This window comes from Rhodococcus globerulus (assembly GCF_019334125.1).
Taxonomy (GTDB): domain Bacteria; phylum Actinomycetota; class Actinomycetes; order Mycobacteriales; family Mycobacteriaceae; genus Rhodococcus_F; species Rhodococcus_F globerula.
In genome coordinates this window covers 4,003,819-4,026,034 of the sequence record NZ_CP079698.1, presented here as the reverse complement: position 1 = coordinate 4,026,034, position 22,216 = coordinate 4,003,819, and the positions used below count along the sequence as shown (strand labels likewise).

Below are 22,216 nucleotides of genomic sequence, written 5' to 3'. Positions count from 1 at the left end.
TGTCTTGGACCTGTATCAATCTCCAGTACGTGTGTTCCTCCACCTAGTCGATAGGCCAATTGTCCACTTCGGCGCCGGAGAGTTGTGTTGTCGGCGGACAGTGACCAATCCCGAGGAGGGCAACATGACCGAAGCCATCAGCAAGCCGGCGAAGATTCGCACTGCGGTCGATATCGGTGGAACCTTCACCGATGTGTTCGTCCAGCACGAGGATGGGCGGATCACCACTGCGAAGTACCCGACCCAGACCGACCCGATCGAAGGCGTTCTGGCCGGTATGAGGCAGGCAGGGGTGAACTGGGAGGACGTCGAGTTCTTCTCGCACGGAACCACGATCGCGACCAATGCGCTCATCACTCGCAAGTTTCCCAAGATTGCGCTCGTGACTACCGAGGGTTTCCGCGACGTCATCGAAATTCGTCGCGGTGACCGTGAAAGTTGGGATCCGTACCAGGAAGTCGCTGAACCGTTTGTGCCTCGCAGGCACCGAATGACGGTGCGCGAGCGTATCGGTTACGACGGTACGGTTCTCGAAACCCTCGACGAAGATCAGGCGCGCGACGTCGCGAGAATCCTCGAGCGTCGTGGCGTCGAGACCGTGGCCGTGTGCTTCGTCAACTCCTTCACCAATCCGGATCACGAAAACCGTATGGCGGAGATACTTGCCGAGGAGCTACCGGGTGTCGCGATCACGACCTCGAGTGACGTTCTCCCTGAGATCTTCGAGTACGAGCGGTTTTCCACCACGGTGGCGAATGCGGCGTTGGTGCCGATCATCGGGCCATATGCGCGAACACTGGAGGGGCGCCTCGAGGAGAACGGATACAAGAACGACGTCCTGCTCCTGCACTCCGGCGGCGGTGTGATGACGCCGAAGATGGCGGAGAAGTACGGAGCGCGACTCGCTGCGTCCGGCATTGCCGCTGGTGCCATCGCCAGCCGTCATATTGCGCGAATGTGTGGATACGAGAACTCGATCGGCTTCGACATGGGTGGCACGTCAACCGATGTGTCGCTGACGGATAACGGTGTGCTCGGAACGACGAACATGTGGAGCGTCGAGTTCGGTTACCCGATCTGCTTCCCGAGCATCGAAGTTCTCACCATCGGTGCCGGTGGCGGTTCGATCGCCTGGCTGGACGACGCCGGCTCACTCCGCAACGGACCGCAGTCCGCAGGCTCGGAGCCCGGGCCCGCGTGTTATGGCGCCGCAGGCGATTTCGCGACCAACACGGACGCCAATCTGGTCCTGGGCACAGTCGGCAAGAAGTTGGCAGGCGGAGTCAAGGAACTCGACGAGTCTCTGGCGCGCAACGCAATCGAAAAGGTCGCCTCGCCACTCGGACTGGATGTCGACACGGCCGCACAGTCGATCATCAAGGTGGCCAACGCGAACATGGCCGATGCTGTCCGCCTCATCTCGATTCGCAAGGGGCATGACCCACGAGATTTTGCGTTGGTGGGATTCGGCGGGGCCGGACCACTGCACGCGGCTTACCTGGCCAAGGATCTTGGCATCCCGACAGTGATTATTCCGCCGCACCCGGGAGTGACGTCGGCGATGGGCTGCATGCTCGTGGACATTCAGCACGATCTCACCAAGATGTACCTGGCCGATGCCGCGGAAGCAGATCTCGGGCACCTCGCCAAGTCGTTCCGGGAACTGGAGGCGCAGGGACGCGAACGCCTGACTGCCGAGCACGTCGACGCGGAGGACATGATTTTCGAGTACTACCTCGACATGCGGTATCTGGGGCAGTGGCGCGCCATCGCTGTCCCGGTGAGCGTTCCGCTCGAGAGTCTCGACGAGGTTGTGGCAACGTTCCACGCTACGCACCTCAAGGAACACAACTTTGCGGCCGAGGATGGCGGTGTGGAGATCTACCGAATCCTGGTGCGTGCCATCGGTCTTACTCCGCGAGCTGACGTCAAGCCGGCCGAGCCGATTGATCCCGCCGATTTCACCCCGGTGCCGACCGAATTGCGCCACGTCCTGTTTCCCGACGAGGTGGCTCGACTCGAAACCCCGGTCTACGACCGCGCAGATCTTCCCGCGGGTGCGATTCTGTCCGGTCCGTGCATCGTCGACCAGTTGGATTCGACCACTGTCGTTCCGCCGCGGACCACTGCCCGCGTCGACGTCTGGGGGAATCTCATCCTCGAATACTCCGCATGATCTGCCATCGGCCGCAATCGAATTCATACGAAGGGCAAATGAAATGACTACATCGCTGGATCCGGTAACCTTCGAAGTTCTCAAGAACGCCTTCATCAACACCGTCGACCAAATGGCAGAGCAGATCTTGCGAACCTGCTATTCCTTTGTCATCTACTCGCGTGACTTCTCGTCGGCCATCTGCGATACCGAGGGCAACACCGTTATGCAGGGAACGGGCGACATCGCAGCCCACGTCGGGACGCTCCACTACACGGCAAAGGCCGTAATTCGTCAGTTCGAGGGCGACATCCATCCTGGCGACGTCTTTGTCATCAACGACGTCTACGAGGGCGGAAGCCATTTCAACGACACACGCATCATCCGGCCCATCTATTACCAGGGCGAACTGCTCGGCTACGCGCAGGCCAACGGGCACTGGGCCGACGTCGGCGGTGCTACACCAGGCTCGTTCAACGTCAACGCGCTCGATCATATGGGAGAGGGGTTGCGTATCCCGCCGACGAGGTTGTGGAGCAAGGACCATTTCCTCGAGGACGTGGCCTACCTCATCGCAAAGAACACACGAAACCCGCGCGACATCATCGGCGATATGCAGGCGCAGGCGGAGGCCACACGGGTCGCCGAGCGCGAAATTCAGCGTCTGTGCGACAAATACGGCGTCGAGACGATCAAGACGGCCATGGCTGAGGTCCAGGACTACGTCGAAGATCTGACGCGCGCCAAGATTGCCGCTCTGCCTGACGGTGTCTGGTACACAGAGGACTACATCGATCAGGATCCGGGATTGGGAGAAGGACTCATCCCGGTCACGATGAAGATGACTATCAAGGGCGACACGGTTCACTACGACCTGAGTGACTCCCATGCTTCCATCTCGTCGATGCTCAACGCCGGATTCGGTGGTTCGTTCGCCGGGATCGTTGCGGGTACGAAGATGCAATTCCCGGACATACCACTGAATTCCGGGTTCTATCGTGTGGTGACAGCGGATCTCGGTCCGCTCGGATCAGTGGTCAACGCGGACTGGCCGTCGCCGTGCGCGGGATTCTGTTCCGGGCCGTTCGAGAAGATCATGAGTTCGGTATTCGAGATCTGGTCCGACATTCAGCCGGAACGCGCGATGGCCTGTACCTTCAACCTCGAGTATCTACTCGTGGGCGGACGGGACGAGAGAGAGAACGGCAGCCCCAATTTCATGTGGTACGACTGGATGATGGGCGGATGGGGCGCCCGAAACGGCGCAGACGGCTACAACGCATCGGCTGCGGTGTTCGGAGTCCAGTACGGTACACAGCCTTTCGAGGGACAGGAGCGGCTGGCGCCGGTGCTCACCACATGTCATGATCTGCTTCCTGATTCCGGCGGGCCCGGAAAGTACCGCGGTGGCCTCGGTGCAGAGAAGGGCGGTCGACTGTGGGCGAGTAGCAAGACCGTGATGTCCTACTGCTGTGACCGTGAGCGGTCTGTCACATGGGGATTGTGGGGCGGACTGCCGTCAATTCCACACGGTGTGTGGCTCAACAAGGGAACCGAGAACGAGAGATATCTCGGCTCGATCTTCGCCGCGATTCCCATCAAGTCCGGCGACGAGTTCACCCGTCCCTCGGCCGGCGGCGGTGGGCTGGGCGATCCGCTGCAACGCGAGGTCGATGCGGTACTCGAAGACGTCATCGACGGTTACGTGAGTATCGAACGGGCCGAGAAGGACTACGGCGTGGTGATCAAGGAGGTCGATCCCGAGATCTTCGAGTACGAGATCGACTCGGATGCAACGGAAAAGGCTCGCAATTACATTCGCAATAATCGGCACGCCTGGATGGAACGCGACGCACACGAGGTGTCATCCGAGTACCAGTCCGGTCTGATCAATGAGATGGACTGCGTGCGCCAATACGGAGTGATCCTCGACTGGGGCAGCGGTGAAGTACTGGAGAACACCACCGACCAGTTCCGCGCGATGTTTCGCCGACGCACGATCGTCCACTGGACCGACGATCCGGCCGTCGAGTACGTCAAGGGCACGTTGTCTGTCTCCGAGGTCGCGGCACTCTGAACTACCCGCTCCATTCTGCTCGGGTGCCCCGACGAGATTCGGGGCACCCGAGTGTGGTTCGTCAAACACCAGTATCCAGATGGCAACGGCGCCAGGGGAACGTCATCGAAAAGGATTGGCCATGTCTATTTCACAGGGCTTGAGTGCAAACGAGGTACCGGCGCTGGTCGTATCGTCCCATGACGATCCGAAGGTTCTGGAACGCGCTGCTGCAGAGGATTATTCACTTCACATTGTTCCGCTTTCGTGGCGAAGCAGCCGTCTGTCGGTGTCGATGGCATGGTTCGGGCTCATGAGCGCGATGTTCTGGGTTGTGGTCGGAAGTACCGTCACACTTGCCGTGGGTACGATCGACACACTGATCGGCATCGCACTCTCCGCCGTGAGCTACGGCGCGATCAATTCGGTGGTCTCACGATACGCAGCCAAGACGGGAACAAGTGTCTCGCTATTCTCGAGGGCGCTCTTCGGGCGAGCGGGATCTGCTTTTGCGGCTGCTCTGTTCGGTGTCACTATCACGTATTACGTTGTGGCGGAGGGTGCAATCGTTGCCAGTGCGCTGCACGCGTACCTGCCTGCACTTCCGATAGCCCTGTGCGCCCTGATTGTCGTCGTGTATCAGGCGCCGCTGGCTATGCGTGGTGTGAGTACGTGGCTGGACAAGATCAACGGCTTCTTACTTCCGTTGTATCTCGTCGGACTCGTCGGCTCGGTAGTCTGGGCAATCGTTCGATACGGCTACAGCAACGACTGGCTCACCTATGAACCAGAGGGCGCTGCTGACCTCGGTGTTCCGGGATGGTGGTTTGCGTACACGGTGTATATGGGAGTGTGGGTTGTCACCATGATGGCGTGGGACTTCGCTCGCTTCGGACGGCCCGAAGATGCGAAGTTCAACGGACGGATCACTTTTGGCACACCCTTTTACGTCATGACCCTTTTTGTGAATGCGGTTGTCGGCATCTTCCTCGCGCACACGATCGAGATCGAAGGAGCGTTGAGCGAGGAATCGGCGATTCTCGGAATTGTGTCACTGATGGGATTCTGGGGGCTGTTGTGGGTGGTGGTGAGTCAAACTCGGGTGAACTCCGGGAACTTCTACCTGGCGTCCACGAACGTGCAGAACTTCTTCGCCCGAGCATTCAAACTCACTCTGCCACGGGTCTTCTGGCTTGCTGTCGTCGCCGTGGTCGTTTACGTGATGATGCTGACGAACGTCCTGACGTGGATCCTTCAGGCGCTGAGTTATCAAGGCGTCATCATCGTCAGTTGGGTGGCAATTGCGCTCACTCACATTCTTGTTGCCTCCCGCGGGATATTTCCGCACGTTCCGCCCGCCGAGTTTCGCCCGGGACGCGTTCCGTCGGTGAATCCCGCCGGGGTGTTCGCTTGGGGAGCATCATCTTTGGTCGGTATTGTGATGGTTGCCTTCGGCGGCACGTCCGGTACCGTCTGGGCGCCCCCGGTGAGCTGTGTCCTCGCGGCGGCGCTGTACGGGATCGCGCTCCGATTCTCGAAGCCGAGATGGTTCACTCTTGATCGTCCGTTCGATCCGCGCGACGAGGTAGCCGATCCGTGGGAGTCGCGCGTGCAGTGCCATCGATGTGGTGACTCCTACATCGCCTACGAGATGGATCGTGATCCGTCTGCCGGACATCAGGCGATCTGTCTCGCCTGCGCGTCGAATTCACCAAGCTTCCTGCGTGCAGCGGAGGCGGAGGCTTCCGCCAACTGAAAGCTCTGCCCACCGTGCCCTCCCGGCGCGGTGGGCGGTTGCGTTCGCCGGTTTGGCGGAACTGCTTATCGGGTAGGTCCGACATAGTGCAGCGATCCACTCAGACACAGGCATGCCTCCAGCAGAAGAAGGGACGGACGGATGGCTCGTAGGGACTCGCAACCGCAACTCAAAGACCAGGATCTCTACGAGAAATTGCGCGAGAAAGGAGATTCCAAGGAGAAGGCGGCGCGGATCTCCAACGCAGCAGCGAATCGTGGTCGTTCGAACGTCGCTAAAACTGGCGGTCGGTCCACTTCGTACGAAGAATGGACCGTGGATGAATTGAAGACGCGAGCAAAGGAACTGGACCTGCATGGGTACTCGAAGATGAAGAAAAGTGAACTGATCGACGAACTTCGCAACCACTGAATTCTGTTCTTTCCGTTGAAGACCCGTGGTTTGTAATTGTCGAAGCCGAGGACCCCATGGCAAAAACGACCGTTCCGCATAAATCTGCCGTCCTAGACACGCCCACTCTGGGCGTGGAGGAGGAATTCCTCCTGTGCGACCCGCTGACCAAACAGCCGAGGTTGCGCAATACCGAAGTTGCGGCAGCAGGAAGAGACCTCGGTGTCGATCTTCAATTGGAGCTCACTCGCTGTCAGGTCGAGACCGCCACATCGATCGGGGGTCATATCCGCGACCTTCGGGATCAACTGCGTGAACTGCGCTTCGCTGCAGCAGACGCTGCCGCACATGACGGATGCCAGCTGCTGGCGGTGGGAACACCGTTCTACGATCCACCACCGAACGAGACCACTGACACCTCGAGATATCAACGAATGGCCGGTGAATTCGGGGCGCTTACTGCGGGAGTGATGTGTGGCTGCCATGTGCATGTCGGTGTGGAGGACCGCAGACAGGCCGTTCGGATCATCAACCATCTGCGTCCGTGGTTGCCGACGCTCTTGGCGTTGACTGCGAACTCACCGATCAGTGCCGGCATCGATACTGGCTATGCCAGTTGGCGTTACATCATGTACGGGCGATGGCCGAGCTGCGGGCCGCCGCCGTACTTCGAGTCCGTGAATCACTACGACGCCGCAATCGCCACGATGCTCGAGGCGGGTGTCATTCTGGACCCCCACATGGTCTATTGGGATGTTCGGGTCTCGGATCATCTTCCTACCGTGGAGATTCGGATCAGTGACATTCCAGCCACAGTCGACGAGACAATCACGTATGCCACGCTGGTACATGCGCTTGTTGTCACCGTGATGAAAGAGATCGCGACGGGCAGCCCGGCCCCGATCATCGATCAGGAGGTATTGCGTGCGGCGTGCTGGCGGGCCGCCCGAGATGGAATTGCCGGTCGAGCTCTCGACATGGATACCGTGCGCCTGGTGCCCACGCGTCAGCTGGTTCGGCGACTGCTGGATTACGTTGCGCCGATGCTGGCCGAGTTCGGCGAGCTCGAGCGGGTTACTGCCTCACTGGAGAAAGTCTTCGAGCAGGGTAACGGGGCAATGGTGCAACGCCGCACGCTGGCACGGTCCGGCATCACCGAGGTGATCGACGAATGCGCTCGTCGCACCGCGGAAGGGTGCGATCGGCAGACGGATATCGCGCTGTCGCCGTCGTAGTGTCAATCGGCACCGACTGTGCGGGCGGACGCTTGTCGAAACAGGTCGTCGAGGCGCTGCCAGCGAGGCTCTGCGCCGAACCGGTAGCGCGCTCGTTGGTATTGCTCATCCGCATCGGCTTTGTCGCCTGTCGCGAACCGGTAGCGAAACACGTCAAAGTCTATATCCGACAATGCAAATCGGACGATATCATCTGGTCCACGAAGCTGGCACATCACCTCCAGCGCGCTCGTGAGTGCGGCGCGCACAATGCCAGCAGTCGCGGGGATATCGGTCTCTGCGTCGACGGTCACGTGTGGTCCGATGCCGGAGGCGATGTTCTCGATCCGGCGTCGGTACTGGCAGTCCACCTCGGCCGGGCGCTCGTGTTCCGGCTTTCCGATGATTCGATCGAAGCCCGGAGAGTAGACACCACAATTGATGTAGAAACGTATTGATTCGTAACTGTTTCCCGCGGACCGTTGCAGGTTGACGACGTCGACAACGTCGTCTCGCTCCCGTCTGAAGGTCAGTTTCTGCTTCCGGAACCCGTGCTCCTTGAGAAGCGGAACGGCACTCTCTTTGATGAGTGCGGCAAATGACTGCTCGGCCGTTAGCTGCTCCATTCGAACATCATCGCGGACAAGGCGCCTGTACCTCTCGACTGGGTTCAATGAGCCGAACTTCCTTCGGGATGCTTCAGCGACGCTCGACAATTCCTGGGACAAACTCCTCTAGTCGTGTATTCCGCACTCGTCATGTTGTCATCTATACCCCCTCTTACGTCGGTTCGCCTCGATCCCGCTGCACGTTCGTGTGCGCTGGCGTGGTAATAAACGTTCTTCGGGGAGTTTCCAGCAGCCGTTTTCTCGGAGGGCAGCAAAATGTCGGTGGGGAGTTCTATGCTGCACTTTCAATAGCTAGAGTTCAGGTCCGAGGCGGAATTCAGATTCTTGAAGTGCGGGTGAGGGCAAGAATGATTGTTTGGACATTCTCTGATGTCGGTTCGTGCCTAGTCGGAGAATAGTGGCACTCCGCGAATTTGTTGTATCGGCTAGAACCTTGTTGCGGAATCTGTACTTGTGAACGACTCGAAAACTCCCCGCCTTCTGTAACGCAGCCGGGTGGACTGAGAAGGGCGAAGATGGAGAACACTGGAATTGCGCTTCAATACGCAATCGAGCAGGCCGTGGATAGCGGAGAGCGAGAGCTGGATAAACTCGACGCTCTGATTGATTCGCTCGGCGACCAGTTCGCGAAGGCAACGGATGTCGGTTCGACAGGTTCAGTCGAGGCAGGGTTGACGCGTGAACTCGCTGAACTTGCGGATGGTTTCGGTGATGGCCTACGTACCCACCTCGCGGGTCAGCGCAAGGCACTGTCGACGTTCAACGTCGCTTTCTTCGGCCGTACCGGCGCTGGCAAGAGCACGTTGCTCTCTGCGTTCGGTGAGCTCGACGGTGATCACGTGTCGCCCGGCGACAGCGATTGGACTACTGACGTCACGGAAATCGAATGGCACGGATGCCGACTCTGGGACACACCTGGCATCAATGGGTGGGGGCGTACTCAGGCTCGAGTTGATCTCGAGGAGACTGCCCGACGGGCTGTCGAGATAGCCGACGTGGTCCTGCTGTGCTTCGACAGTCAGAGCCAACAGGCATCGGAGTTCACGAAAGTCGCGCAGTGGGTTCGCGCGTATGGGAAACCAGCCATCGCGGTTCTGAACGTGCGTAATCTGCGCTGGCGTCACCCTGCGAAGGTTGTCAGTCAGCCGGCACGCCAGTCATTGTCTCGGGGGGTTCGCGAGCACGTCGACAATATCCGAACTGAGTTGTCCAAGATCGACCTTCCGGGTACTCCAATTGTTGCTATCTCGAGTAGGCGCGCTTTGTTTGCTCGTGCAAGTACTCCGTTCAAAGGCCCTGCTGAGACGAACTTCTTGTCAGATCGCGAAAAGTTCGGTACAGAGTACTTGTCTCGATGGTCGAACTTCGGCGCACTCGAGGAGTTGCTAACCGCATCGATTGTCGAGGGTGGGTCCGATCTGCGCAGAACGTCGCTGCGAGAAGGATTGCGGGGAATGCTCGGTGCAAAGGCTGGCGAACTCGATGAACTGAGGCAAACGATCGACCCACGGATTGAGGCCGCGGAACGTCGGATCGCGCAACTTCTTGATGTGTTGGGTTACATTGAAGGCGACGAACGAAAAGCGTTTCTCGGTGCCGGCAGTCCGGAATTGCTCTCTGCTTTGGAAAAGGCCAGAGGCAAGACGTTCACAGCGAGTCCCGAGGGCTCTCTGGATCGGCAGATGAACCGTCTGATCGCATTCCATCTCTCAGGGCTACGGGAGGATTCCGTTGCCAGATCCAAGAAGTTGGTGGAGGAGGCTTTCGGTGAGGGTAAGCAGGTCGACCAGGATGCCTTTCAAAGAGCAGTCTTCACGATGTCTGATATTCAAGCTGCTGTGGGGAGCATCTGGAAGTCCAAGACATCGTTCCTCCTTCGGGAACTGCAACTCGTCAGTTCTGACGAAGAGCCGGATCTCACAGGCTCGCTGACCGATTCGGCAAATCTGGATGGCTCATCCGGTGGGCTGACATCCAATCTGGCTAGGTCTATGCAACTTGCAGGTATGGTGGCCGGCGGCGCGTCAGGCGTCGTGCTACTACCCGCTGTTGCCAACTTCTGGAATCCGGTGGGCTGGGTAGGCGTAGCTACGTCGGTGGGACTCGGTGCTGTGTCGTCTGTCAGCCGTTTTGCCGGCGACCGTATGGCAGCGAGTACTGAAAAGCGTGGTCTCGCAGCAAAATCCAAAGCCATCAGTGAGTCCTTGGCTGCTGTTCATCAGACCTATGATCGGATTGAGCAGGACCTGCGGGATCAGGGCCGAGCCCTGTCTTGGCAGATGGCCGGGCCGGTCTTGACAGTGCTACTCGACGAGTCGCTGTCCTTGCATTCTGGCAAGAAAGCTGTGGACGAGCTGACTGCGAACCTCCGCGAACTTTCGATGTCATTGCCGGAAGCGATTGATGTGAAGACGGTGATGGCGCGGGCGCAAGATCGTGTTCTCGCCGAACGGTCGGCGACGATACGAACCGATAGCGGCTCCGGGGCACCTGAAACGGGAGGATCGAGCTTCGCTCGCAAGGTTTGGCTAGGGGAAGACTGGTTCGAACACGACAACGGAGACGTCGACGAGGGCATCTCGGAAGGATCGCGTCTACCAGTGTTCGTCGAGCAGGAAAACACTGATCTGGTTGGCCTACGGCAGGCGTTGTCACGCGCGTGGGAGGTGGCATCGAATGACTCCCTTGTCGCGTTGATTCGAGATCTCGAGCACGCGGTCGATCCTGCTGCACAGCGCGGGCGCTCCTCTTCAGATCAGGCTGGCATCAAACCGACAGTCGTAGTGCTGGGAGACTACAGTTCCGGAAAGTCCAGTCTGATCAAACGACTGCTCGTGGAGATGAGCGGTACGGTTCCCGAGGATCTGTATGTACGAGGCAGCGCAACAACAAGTTCGGTTCAGAGCTATGACCTCGGACATGTGGAATTGCTTGATACTCCAGGGTTTCAAAGTGGCAATCGCGACCACGACGCTCTAGCTCTGGCCGCCGCCGCGGATGCCTCGCTCATTCTTGTTGTGCTGCATGTCAATCTGCTTATCGGGGATATGACGCTACTCCAAGAGATCGTGGACGGAACACGACACACAGTGGCAAAGAACAGCCGAACGATCTATCTGATCAATCGATCCGACGAGTTGGGCGTCGATCCCACCGCCGCGCCCGAAGACTTTCTCTTGCTGAAGCGTCGAAAGGAAGCGGAGCTCGTCAGGGCTTTGTCTTCGCGTGGTATCGAAGTAAACCCAAACCATGTACACACGCTCTCGGGTGACCCGTTCGGAGAGGTCGGCGCGCGTACGGATGTCAGTCGCGCAGACTACTCCCACCACCGCGATTGGGATGGCGTTGCGCCACTCGTTCGGATGCTTGATTCGTTCTCGACCAAGTTGGGGCGATCCGGTGTGGCTGGCGCACAACTTGATACGGCATTGAATGCAATGCTCAATGAACGGGGCAAAATTGAACAGAAGCTCATCGACCTCGAGTCCGAAACTACGGCTCGAGCTTCTGTGCAGCAGTCGATCAAGAATAGTGTGCAGGATTCCGTACTTTTGGAAGCGTCCTTGCGGGAGCGCGTGCGTCGCATTGTCGCCCCGCATGCGAACGGGGCGAGGGAGAAGGTGCGTGCGGCAGGACCGGACGACTTCGACACAATTGGTGCCGCCGTGGAATCGTGGAAGTCGGACGCCGAACTCAACTCCGATATCGAACGTTTCCATCGCGAAGCACAGAAAGAGATCGAAGACTGGTTCCGTGTACACGCGTCGACGATTGGCCGTGAGTTGGAATCTGCCGAGTTTGCGGTTGAGGGGTTGATCATCGAAGTTGACGCTGTCGGGAAGCAGTCGCCGACGCTAGATGGAACCGCCTTGCTTGCACAAGCTGCGAAGGGCGGCGCGAACTTGGCTAAGGCATTGGGGAATCGAGATGCGATCTATGCAATCGGCAAAGGCGTGGGAGTCAAGTTCAAGCCTTGGGGAGCAGTAAAAGCGGCGGGCAAGGTAGCCAAGGCAGCACCAGTCCTCGCTGCAGTCGGGGTGGCGATGGACCTCAATTCGATGATCCAAGGTGAAGTTGCCCAGTCAGGTCGAGAGAAGAAGCGTACTGAGTTGGACGCCGCGATTGCTCGGTCGGCAGATGCCCATATCGACTTGATCCTGAACGGGTCAAATGAAGATGGATTGCTGTCCGTCCTTCTCGGATGTACGCACGCGCTGGCAGCCTACGAAGAGTTGCTCGAGGCTGAGCAGACAGCCGCGAACGATGAGATGAGTGCTTTGGCTGCATCGTGTGCGGAGTTCGAACTGTTGCTTGTCCGAGCCGGTAATTTGCGCGAACATGAACGGAGTGACAAATGAATGACATCGATATCCTGAAGGTCAGAACATGGCTGGACAACGTGCAAGGGCCGCGCGCAGATAGCTACGCTGAACGCTGGCACGACTTTGCGTCGACGGCTAATCCTGTGATCACCGTGTTCGGTTCTTATGACACGGGGAAAAGCTCCTTGATTCGCCGGCTCTTGGTGGATAGCGGCGTGCAAGTTCCAGAGTGGTTGACGATCAGTGCTCGGCACGAAACTTTTGGCGTGAACGGTGTGGAACTCGCTGGCTGCCTGTTGCGTGATACGCCAGGGCTGGCGATCGGCGCAGACGATGCCCGCGGCGCACTGAATACGGAACTTGCGAGAGAGGCGATTAGTACCACTGATATCGCGATCGTCACCCTCACACCACAATTGGCCACCGGTGAATTCGATTTGCTTCGCGAGGTAGTTGCGGGCGGGTGGAGCGCGGCAAATCTGTGGTTCGTCATCTCCAGATTTGACGAAGCTGGTATCGATCCAGACGATGACCTCGACGGATATCAGCGATTGGCGTCGAGAAAAAGGGCGGAACTTGGCAGCTCGCTGAAACTTTCGTCGGAATATCCGATGCATGTGGTGTCGCAGGATTTTGCTCAGATGGCGGGAGCGGCAAGAGATGTCGATTCAGATGTCTGGGACGATTCGCGTGACTGGGACGGTATGGATGGGCTGGCGACGGCGATCAAGACTGTTGCGTCGGGTGACATCGTTGCGCTGCGGGCTTCAACTGAGCAGCGGTACTGGCGCCAGGCGCTAATGCGCACACTGGCCGACTTGAAAATCCAGCGTGCCGAATCCGGACCGCTCATTGAACAAGCCGATGCGGCGTCAGCTCGCCTTGAGCAGTGGGCGAGTTCGCTCCATGACGTCGATCGTGATGCCAAGGCGGACCTACGTGGAGTGGTGGGTAAAGCTGTCCGGCAGGTCTTTGCCGCTGGAGAGCAAGACTCGGCAGTCGTTGCCGAAGACTTGCAGTCGGCACTCAATGATTGGTACAGGAAACACACGCGAGAACTTGATCGTCTGCTTCAGGATGTGGCGAGAACTGATGAGCGGCAGCGCAAAGAGCCCTCATGGGCGAACTTGGAGGCGCTCGCGTCTGAAGTTGCGGCGGCTGCCGAGCCGGCAGTGGACGGACATCCCGACGCGTTAGCCCCATATGTCAGCAAATTCGGACCATTGCTGATCGGCGGTCTGCGCGACTTCGAGCGCAGTCAAAGAGGGGCATCTTCGAAAAAGGCCGCAGGCCGAGCTGCGGCGATTGTGAAGACTGGCGGTGACGTCGGCTCACTCGCCAAGGGAGTCGCCCTAGCTTCCGCGTTGTTGCCGCTCGCTGTCGAGATCGTCAATTCGATCGACGGTGCGCGGTCGAATAAGGCACTGGCAGTTCAGGAACAAGCGAACAGGGCTCGCGAGGAAAAATTTACTACGGAAGCAAACGAGCTTGCGCTCGCTTCGTGGGCTGCAGTTCTTGCCGGAGCCAAGGCTGAAATCGACGCCGCCGCCGTTCACGCTGAACTGTCCGATGCGCTGCGTGATTCCGCCAAGAAGTTGGCCGCCGCAATTGAGGAGGCGGAAAATCTGCTGTAACAGGCTTCTCGAACTGCTCGGTCGGCGAAAATCAACTCTCAGCGGTAATTCGGGTTGTTGAACTCGGGAATCTCGATGCTGATCGGTCGAAGTTCGGACATGTAGAGCAGAACGAACTGTCGGAGTAGTTCGTCGAAGGTCCAGTAGGCATGTGGTGCAAGGGGTACGGGAAGGAGCCCTTCCCGTACCTTCACGAATGGACCCCATGCCGTTTCCAGGAGAGTGCTCCACACGGGTTCGCGCGGAATATTGAGCCAGTTGGCTATTTCGTTGCCCAGCATGAAGCGAGTCAACGCGCCGAGGATGGGCCGAGTGAGAAGTGTGAAATCGAGGCCCGCACCCAGATCGAGAAGAATGTCGGCGAGCTTGATTCCCTCGGGGGTGGGAGCCAAGATCGGGTCCAGCACTTGTGTGGCTTGAGATTCCGCGTCGTTCCACGTAGCGGGAATGTACTGATCCTCGATACCGAGAAGATGAGCGCTCAGTTGCCACGAATGCAGAAATCCGTCGGACTCGTCGGTGGGGACTTTCACGTTCCACGCGTTCAGGTTTCGCATCGCGGTAGTCGGCAAACTGTGCCAGGTGACCATCATGTCGTGCTGACTGATCGGAACGTCCTCCGGCGCCATGTGCGTCCAGTGCGGAGATTGAGGCAGCAGGTGCCGCACCGCGGCATGTACCAGTCTGGTCTTGACGGAGGTGACAATCATCTCGCCGTCAGCCTGAAATGCGTTGCGAGAACCGATGTCGTATCCCAACTTTGCGGTTTTCGAGATGCGATTCTTCATGTTCGCTCCGCCTTTGGAGTAATACACTGCCAACGCCTCTTTGGGGATGACAGTGCTCATCATTCCGCTGGCGAAGCCATAGAGAACACCGAGGTAGAGACCTCGTTTCTCATTGAACCGCACGGCCGCCGCGAGCTTGTTCTGATCGGTCCACGACGGTAGCTGCCGCGCTTGTTCCATGAATTCGCGGAGGTCGGACGGAAGTCCCGCTGGCAGCGGCTGACCGTTCTTCTTCCAGGTGCGCAAGAGTTCGTTGACCTTTGGAACGTCACCTCGGTCGAGGAGAGATGCCACGAGCGGGTCCGCTTGGGTGTCCCATGTTTGTCTCGGATCTGCACCGTTCCCGGTTCCTGGCACCGAACCCGCTGGTGACCAGTGCCACGGCTGCGCACTGGCTGGTGCTGCGAGCGCGCTGAGTGCGCCGAGTGCTCCGAGTGTGCCGCCAACTCTCAACACATTGCGCCTACTGAGATCGTCCATGTCGTTACTCCCGGTTAGTCCGATGAAGCAATGAAACAAATCATGTATCTCCGTATCATTGGTAGCATAGCGTGATGGGCGCCACAAGTGTTTTGTCTGATTTTCCACCTGCGCACCCTCGTGGCAAGAAGGAGTGCATGTGACCCGCAAGGATCCCAATTCGTCTGCCTTGGAATCGATTACGTCCCTCGGGAGTGTGATAACAGGCGAAGCTCCAGGCAAGGAAGATCGCTCTCGTATCCGGCTACTCGATGCGGCCCACGAACAGTTCTGCAAAGTGGGAATTCAGCGCACGTCGATGGAGGACGTGGCCCGCTCCGCCAACCTGTCCCGAATCACCGTCTACCGGAAATTTGCCACCAAGGATTCGCTCGTCGAGCAGGTTGTTCTCCGGGAGTTCCGCACATACTTCGAACAATTTCTCGTTGATATCGAGCTCGCGGAGACGGTGGATGATCGAATAGTTCTGGGGTTCGTGAGCTCGCTGCGTGCGATTTCCAACAATGCACTGATCTCGGCGCTCATCGACGCCGGCCCGCACGTACATGGATCGATCGTCGGCGATAACGGACGAACGCTCGCAATGGTGCGGCAGTTCGTTGCTTCGCAACTCCGCAGGGAACAGGGCGCGGGCACTATCGCGGACGAGGTGGATGTTGATCTCGTGGCCGAGATGTTCGTCCGAGTGACGGCTTCCTTTCTGATGATTCCCAGCGAGGCCGTCAACCTTCATGACGATGCGCAGATGGAGGCACTAGCACGGCAATTCCTCGTGCCGATGATCAAAACGCAGTGTTCTGAAGACGGCCATTAGCATCTACATGGCGTCGAGCACCATCATCATTGCTGTTGCACGAGCACGATTTTCGATGGTGTCGACATGGAATCCGATGTGGTGGGAAAGCTTCGCCAAGCGGTGAGCGACGCTACTGTGGTGAAGGTGCAGGCAGTCGGCCGCGGCTCTCAGTGTGCCGGATCGCAGGTACATTCTCAGTGTTTCCAGCAGTTCGGTCCCGTCCTTGGTTTCGCGGAACTCTCTGGCGCGAACCAGGTCCGGAATTCGGGTGTGATCGATCTTTATGCCCGGTGCCAGGAGGTTGAGAGCGCCGAGATCGTCTGCATTCACAATCGGTGTGGTGGGCGATGATTGACTGCGGGCGAATCGCGCCGTGCCGATAAGTGTGTGTATTTCGCAAGCGGCAGCCGCCAAAGATATTCCGGCCCGGACAGGCATCACTTTTGCGATTTCGGAGAATTCTGCCAACGAGATGAATGAACACGTCACGAGATTCAGGTATTCGCCGTCCACTTCGATTCCAGTAGCTCGACCCGGCGTCGAATCCTTCGAGAATTGTAGGCGCGCAATATCATTGGTGGTGGATGCGATGACGCGCACTGAAGCGGCGGGGTCGAGGCCGAGACCCGCGCATGAGGTCAGTACCGCTAGTTCGTCCATCGGGAAAAGTAGATTGTGAGTGTGTTCGGCTTCGGTCAGTAAGCGTCGAGGCCGCAAGATTATCGAGGCGGTCAGCGCCATCCGGTCGACGAGCATCTCGTCGAGTGGCAAGTCTGTGCCCCGGCGCTCGATCCAAACTGTGCCGAGAACTTCGTCGTCGACGGTGATGTCTCTGATGATGCTTGGGGTGAGCTGGGGTTCTGGTGACCAACGGCCGTGAGGGTCACAACGGCGTAGATTCTTCTTGCTTCGGCCGTGTTCGACAATCTCGATGCCCGCAACACAATCTGCCAACTGGGCGCTCGCGCGGAGAAGCGACGCTGTGTCCGCGCCGTGACGAACGAGGGTGTCGAAGTAGTCGATGACTCGTACCAGGCCTGCCGAGTTTGCGTCGAGCTCGGCAAGCCGGTACATCAAACCTTGCATCTTGCAAAGCTACGAGACTGGTGACAACGCGCGCAAGCCTCGCTGCAGTGCGCTGAACGCCTCGGCGCTGCTTCGTTTGGTTACCTCTGCGGTTGTGACGAGACCAGAACCGTGAAAGGTGCCGGGGAAGGAGTGGAGTTCGACGCTGACACCCGCCTGGAGTAGGCGAAGGGCGTACTCGATTCCTTCGTCGCGGAGTGGGTCGAGCTCCATGGTGCACAGGTAGGTCGGGGGCAATCCTCGGAGATCGGTGGCCCGCGAGGGCGCGGCATAGATGGATACATCAGGGTCTTCGGGCCCCGAATACGATTCGCCGAGGTAGTACTGCCACGAAAGGATCGCGTTTGGGCGGTTCCACAGCGGAGTGTCGACGAAGTTTGTCATCGACACCGTTGTCAGCCGGTCGTCGAGTTCTGGGATCTCGAGAAGTTGAAATGCGACGGGCACAACGCCCTCATCTCGGGCTTTCAGCACTGTTCCGGCGGCAAGTCCACCGCCGGCGCTCTGGCCACCGACGGCGATGCGGCTGGGATCGATTCCCAATTCTTCGGCGTGTGCGTGGATGTAGGTGAGCGCGGCGTAGCAGTCGTTCACGGGGCCGGGGAAAGGGGTTTCCGGGGCGAGCCGGTACTCGACATTGGCTACGGCAAATCCGAGTTCTCGCGCAACCTCAACGCAAAATGGATCAGTGGATTCGGCTGTGCCGATGGCGAATCCGCCGCCGTGGATCCAGAGAAGTACGGGGATCGGACCTGTGGCGGCAGCCGGAGTGAAGAAGCGAATGGCGACCTCGGGATCGTCGTCGATTCCGGGAGCAGATAGTTCGCGAAGCGTGACTCCGTCGAACGACAGGTCAGCCAACATGGTGCCAATTAGGGAGTCGTAGTTTGCCCGCGCGGTGGGTAGGTCGGCGAAGGTGACCTTCGGGAGCATCGTGACCGCTGCGGCGAGTTCGGGGTCGAGAGTGGGGAATGTTGTCATGCACCCATCATCGAGTGCGGTGTGTCTCACGTCACCAGCGACTTGTAGGGAATTGTCGGACCTTCATCCGACGCCCGTCGGATCTGCCTAGGATGACGCTGGTGGGCAGAGTACATCTCGGGGTGGGTTGGAGCGATTCGGACGGTGGGTCCAGGATCGGTGGACGCCCGCCGCAGGTCTTCGGCGGACAGACGATTCTGCGGACGCATGAGTATCTCTTGACGCTCGGGGCACACACGGCGCCGTGGCTCGGTGCGCGAGAGCTTTCGGTCTTCATCCGTCGAGGTTTTTCCATCGGCGACGACGACCTCGAATACCCGGACATCGGGGTCAGGGCAGTCCTGCACCCGCCGTCATCACGAAGTGCGGAATCCGCCGGCAGTCATGAGGGCCTGGGGAGCGCGGCGTTGATCAATCTTCCCGCAGACGACGAGGTGACGCCGTTGGTACTGATCGCGCCGCAACCCGTACTCATACAAAATGAACCGTCGTATGCCAATGCCGTCGAGGCGGACGGGCATCGCTTCCTGTTCCAGATCAATGAAGAGGGGTGGCCGGTGGTTGCCGAGCCGCAATCCGAGTTCGTGGAGGAGTACCTGTTCGGCTACGGCTCGGTGTATTTCTACGGGAGCGCTGACGCGACCGGGCTCGCCGATGAAGTCGTGCCGGGATTTCTCGACTTCTGAGCTGCCCGACGACCCTTCTGCCGATACCGTGGGCAACGTATTCGACCGGCGGACTTGTCCTTCGAAAATTAGTTTCGGAAGTTTGTCGATCGGTGTCTTTGCCGTTCGACGTATAGACAGAGGGACCGAATGAGCGGTCCACAAACGAAGGAGATTCCCATGAAGTACATGCTGATCATGCGGTCCACCGACGAAGCCATCGAAGCGTCGAAGGACATGGATTTCGACGAAATTATCGCCGCGATGGGCCAGTACAACGAGTCCCTGATCAAGGCGGGAGTCCTCCTCGCAGGTGAGGGCCTGGCGATGGAGGAGGGATTCATCGTCGATTTCGAATCCGATCCGCCGCTCGTGTCCGACGGTCCGTACGGCGAGACCAAGGAGCTGTTCTCGGGCTTCTGGATCCTTCAGACCTCCACCAAGGACGAGGCCCTGGAGTGGGCCAAGCGCTGCCCCCTTGGACCGGGCAGCAAGCTCGAGGTTCGCCGCGTTTCGGAGATGGAAGATTTCGACCAGAGCAACGAGTACATCCAGAAGGAAGCCGGCTGGCGTGAAGAGTTGGGTACTGATCGCCCTGTCTCGAGCTGAGTCGTGACTGATGATGCGGTGAGGAACGCCGTCGATGCGGTGTGGCGCATTGACGGCGCGAAGATCGTCGCCGCACTCACTCGTACTGTCGGTGATTTGGATCTTGCCGAAGATGTTGCGGGGCAGGCACTGCTCGAAGCGATCGAGCAGTGGCCTGCCACGGGCATTCCCCGCAATCCGGCAGCATGGCTGACCTCCGTCGCCACGCGGCGCGCCATCGACGGGTGGCGTCGACGAGAACGCCTCGACGAGCGATACGCGCACTTTGCGCGTGAGCTCGACAACGATGCGAATCGGTTCGACGAAGACGGTTGGGATCCGGATCGCATCGACGATGATGTTCTTCGGTTGATTTTCATGGCCTGTCATCCGGTCTTGAATCGAAAAGCTCAGGTGGCATTGACTCTTCGCGTGGTCGGAGGCTTGACGACGGAGGAAATCGCAAAGGCGTTCCTTGTGCCAACCGCAACGATGCAGCAGCGGATAGTGCGTGCGAAGAAGACGCTGACGGCGGCGAAGGTGGTCTTCGAAGTGCCTCCGCGGGATGAGTTCCCGAGTCGGTTGAGCGCTGTTCTCGGCGTGCTGTATCTGATTTTCAACGAGGGCTATGCCGCCAGTTCGGGAACCGAGTGGATGCGGACCGACCTCAGCAGTGAAGCATTGCGGCTGACGAGAATTCTTGCGGAACTTGTTCCGCGGGAACCGGAAGCACACGGGCTGGTTGCGTTGATGGAGCTGTCGGCATCACGATTTGGCGCACGCACCACCGCCGACGGTGAACCGATATTGCTGTCGGATCAGGATCGGGCGCGGTGGGATCGGACCCAGATCACCCGCGGTCTGGTTGCTTTGGCGAGGGCGGACGACGTCGGGCGTGGTCGAGGGCCTTACGGACTGCAAGCTGGGATTGCCGAATGTCATGCACGAGCAGCAACTTTCGAAGAAACGGACTGGAAGAAGATCGTGCTGCTGTACGAGGCGCTGCAACAGCTTGCCCCATCGCCGGTCGTGGATCTCAACCATGCTGCAGCGGTATCGATGGCATACGGTCCGGCGCCTGCTCTCGAGTTCGTCGACAAGCTTGTTGCTTCCGGTGAACTTGCCGGATATCACCTGCTGCCCAGTGTTCGGGGTGAGTTGCTCGGCAGGCTCGGGCGAACCGAGGAAGCTCGTACCGAACTGCTCGAGGCCGCTCGTTTGGCCGGAAACGAACGTGAGAAGGCGGTGCTCATCGCCAAGGCGGACGCACTTCGTGACCGGCAAACCTGAGCGCGGGAACTGCTTCAGGCTGTTTTTGCGCGATGGGTTCGTTCGTAGCCTTTCCGATCGTAGAGGCGTGTGACAACAAATCCGAGCACCAGTCCGATTGCCAGGCCGAGCAACGTCATCCAGATTGCGTGGGTCAGGCCGGCGTCGCCGTGGGCGCCGAAGAACAGGATTGCGCGGGTGCCCATGTAGATCTGGTGCATCGGTTCGAACTGCGCAAGCCAGGAGTAGAGGCCGGGGCTTGCTTCGAGCGGAATCGTGCCACCGGACGATGGCAGGGCGAGGATGACAAAGACGAACAGGTTGATCAGCATGCCGAGCGAGCCGAACGCCGCCATCACCGACATGGCGGTGACTCCGACCGCGATGATCACGAGGGTGCCGTATGCCCACAAGGCAAAGCCTTGTGTGACAGGCATTCCGAGGGTGCGGCTGATCAACTGGAACAGTCCGGACACCACACCGGACAGCACGATCATGAAGCCCCATTTTATGAGAAGTGTTTGAAATCTATTGATCCCGACTACGTCGTTCTGTACGAACAGGGGACCGAACTCGGTGGGTGCGTAGCCGAGCATTCCGTCTACCAGGGAATTGACGACTGTCGCTCCGGTGAATCCGGCGAGGACCAGCAGTAGGGCGAAATAGAAAGCGACAAGACCGAATCCTGTACCGTCGGGAAGCGGATCATGCGCGACCGTAAGAACATTCACCGGATTTTCGAGGAGAAGTCGACTGGCGCCGGACAGCTGCATTCCGGTACCATCTGCCTGCAATTGTTGTGTGACAAGCGTGGTGAGTTGCTCACCCATGTTCTTGTTGACCGGCTCCAGGGCAGTTGTCCCGATCGACTGCACCAGCGACGCGGAGATGGAACCGGCTCGTGGATTGGTGTAGATGGTGATGATCGGTTGTTGCACCTCTGTGGCGGCGACGCTTCCCTGCGCCAGAGCTATTGTCTGCTGGGTGAAGTCGCGGGGGATGACGATGGAGCCGTAGAGCGTCCCGGAGCTGAGTCGTGATTGCGATTCGATGAGACTGAGCTGCTGTAAGTCGATTTTCTCGGGATCGATCCCGTTTTCGAGCGCGGCGGCGATGTCGTTTCCGAAGTTCTCGACTGCAGCGGGATCGCTTCCGGGCAAGGTACCGCCGACATCTTCGTTCACCAGAGCGATCGGGAACTCGTCCAGATGCTTCTTGGGGTCGAGGATTCCGCCCATATACAGCGCAGCGAGCGCCGACATCAGCAACAGCACAACGATCACCGGTGCCAGCCAGAATCGCGGTGTGTGCAGAACTGAACGGGCGGATGGCGTGTCGTGTGTGCTCATCGTCAGTCGACCGGCTTTCTCGTGCACGGACAGTGTGTGACTGAGCGTAGAGGCAAAG

Annotated in this window: 16 protein-coding genes; 11 read left to right on the top strand and 5 right to left on the bottom strand. The window is 59.0% G+C overall.

Annotation, left to right across the window (positions count from 1 at the left end):
* Positions 1-124: 124 nt before the first annotated feature.
* The 5 genes from KYT97_RS18305 (at position 125) to KYT97_RS18285 (ending at position 7,592) form a co-directional block, all read left to right on the top strand.
* On the top strand, positions 125-2,176 hold the full coding sequence (locus tag KYT97_RS18305; protein ID WP_092805191.1) for a hydantoinase/oxoprolinase family protein: 2,052 nt from the start codon (positions 125-127) through the stop codon (positions 2,174-2,176).
* A gap of 43 nt (positions 2,177-2,219) precedes the next feature.
* Positions 2,220-4,232 (top strand): hydantoinase B/oxoprolinase family protein, encoded by a 2,013-nt coding sequence (locus KYT97_RS18300; protein WP_219110396.1) that lies wholly within the window; start codon positions 2,220-2,222, stop codon positions 4,230-4,232.
* A gap of 121 nt (positions 4,233-4,353) precedes the next feature.
* A complete protein-coding gene (locus KYT97_RS18295; protein WP_141486885.1) occupies positions 4,354-5,967 on the top strand; it encodes a purine-cytosine permease family protein in 1,614 nt (537 codons plus the stop codon).
* Positions 5,968-6,108: 141 nt separating this feature from the next.
* Complete coding sequence (locus tag KYT97_RS18290) at positions 6,109-6,378, top strand: DUF7218 family protein (protein ID WP_045065664.1); 270 nt, start codon at positions 6,109-6,111, stop codon at positions 6,376-6,378.
* A 56-nt stretch (positions 6,379-6,434) separates the two neighbouring features.
* Positions 6,435-7,592, top strand: coding sequence for a glutamate--cysteine ligase 2 (locus tag KYT97_RS18285; RefSeq protein WP_141486884.1), 1,158 nt, complete (start codon positions 6,435-6,437; stop codon positions 7,590-7,592).
* A gap of 2 nt (positions 7,593-7,594) precedes the next feature.
* Here KYT97_RS18285 and KYT97_RS18280 read toward each other — a convergent pair whose 3' ends face one another.
* On the bottom strand, positions 7,595-8,197 hold the full coding sequence (locus KYT97_RS18280; protein ID WP_219110395.1) for a DUF4304 domain-containing protein: 603 nt from the start codon (positions 8,195-8,197) through the stop codon (positions 7,595-7,597).
* Positions 8,198-8,715: 518 nt separating this feature from the next.
* Between KYT97_RS18280 and KYT97_RS18275 the strand changes: the two genes are divergently transcribed.
* The gene (locus KYT97_RS18275; protein ID WP_219110394.1) at positions 8,716-12,558 is read left to right on the top strand and encodes a GTPase; all 3,843 of its coding nucleotides are present in this window, start codon (positions 8,716-8,718) and stop codon (positions 12,556-12,558) included.
* Positions 12,555-14,156, top strand: coding sequence for a GTPase domain-containing protein (locus tag KYT97_RS18270; protein WP_219110393.1), 1,602 nt, complete (start codon positions 12,555-12,557; stop codon positions 14,154-14,156). The genes KYT97_RS18275 and KYT97_RS18270 overlap by 4 nt, the downstream gene beginning before the upstream one ends.
* A gap of 38 nt (positions 14,157-14,194) precedes the next feature.
* Here KYT97_RS18270 and KYT97_RS18265 read toward each other — a convergent pair whose 3' ends face one another.
* The gene (locus KYT97_RS18265; protein WP_033233753.1) at positions 14,195-15,424 is read right to left on the bottom strand and encodes an oxygenase MpaB family protein; all 1,230 of its coding nucleotides are present in this window, start codon (positions 15,422-15,424) and stop codon (positions 14,195-14,197) included.
* Between the two features lie 139 nt (positions 15,425-15,563).
* Here KYT97_RS18265 and KYT97_RS18260 point away from each other — a divergent pair, with 139 nt between their 5' ends.
* Positions 15,564-16,238: a TetR/AcrR family transcriptional regulator gene (locus KYT97_RS18260; protein WP_219110392.1), complete on the top strand. Its 675-nt coding sequence runs from the start codon at positions 15,564-15,566 to the stop codon at positions 16,236-16,238.
* Positions 16,239-16,241: 3 nt separating this feature from the next.
* Here the strand turns inward: KYT97_RS18260 and KYT97_RS18255 are convergent, their stop codons facing one another.
* Both KYT97_RS18255 and KYT97_RS18250 read right to left on the bottom strand, forming a co-directional pair.
* The gene (locus KYT97_RS18255) at positions 16,242-17,306 is read right to left on the bottom strand and encodes a PucR family transcriptional regulator (protein WP_245005862.1); all 1,065 of its coding nucleotides are present in this window, start codon (positions 17,304-17,306) and stop codon (positions 16,242-16,244) included.
* A 9-nt stretch (positions 17,307-17,315) separates the two neighbouring features.
* Positions 17,316-18,287 carry an alpha/beta hydrolase gene (locus tag KYT97_RS18250; protein WP_095887422.1) on the bottom strand — a complete coding sequence of 324 codons (972 nt, stop codon included), beginning with the start codon at positions 18,285-18,287 and terminating at the stop codon, positions 17,316-17,318.
* Between the two features lie 92 nt (positions 18,288-18,379).
* Between KYT97_RS18250 and KYT97_RS18245 the strand changes: the two genes are divergently transcribed.
* From KYT97_RS18245 to KYT97_RS18235, 3 genes are all read left to right on the top strand, one after another.
* Positions 18,380-18,973: a hypothetical protein gene (locus KYT97_RS18245; protein WP_219110391.1), complete on the top strand. Its 594-nt coding sequence runs from the start codon at positions 18,380-18,382 to the stop codon at positions 18,971-18,973.
* A 159-nt stretch (positions 18,974-19,132) separates the two neighbouring features.
* On the top strand, positions 19,133-19,561 hold the full coding sequence (locus KYT97_RS18240) for a YciI family protein (RefSeq protein WP_033233750.1): 429 nt from the start codon (positions 19,133-19,135) through the stop codon (positions 19,559-19,561).
* 3 nt (positions 19,562-19,564) lie between these two features.
* Positions 19,565-20,830, top strand: a complete 1,266-nt coding sequence (locus tag KYT97_RS18235) for an RNA polymerase sigma factor (protein ID WP_033233749.1) — start codon at positions 19,565-19,567, stop codon at positions 20,828-20,830.
* Positions 20,831-20,844: 14 nt separating this feature from the next.
* Here the strand turns inward: KYT97_RS18235 and KYT97_RS18230 are convergent, their stop codons facing one another.
* Positions 20,845-22,158 (bottom strand): YhgE/Pip domain-containing protein, encoded by a 1,314-nt coding sequence (locus KYT97_RS18230; RefSeq protein ID WP_219113013.1) that lies wholly within the window; start codon positions 22,156-22,158, stop codon positions 20,845-20,847.
* Positions 22,159-22,216: the final 58 nt, after the last annotated feature.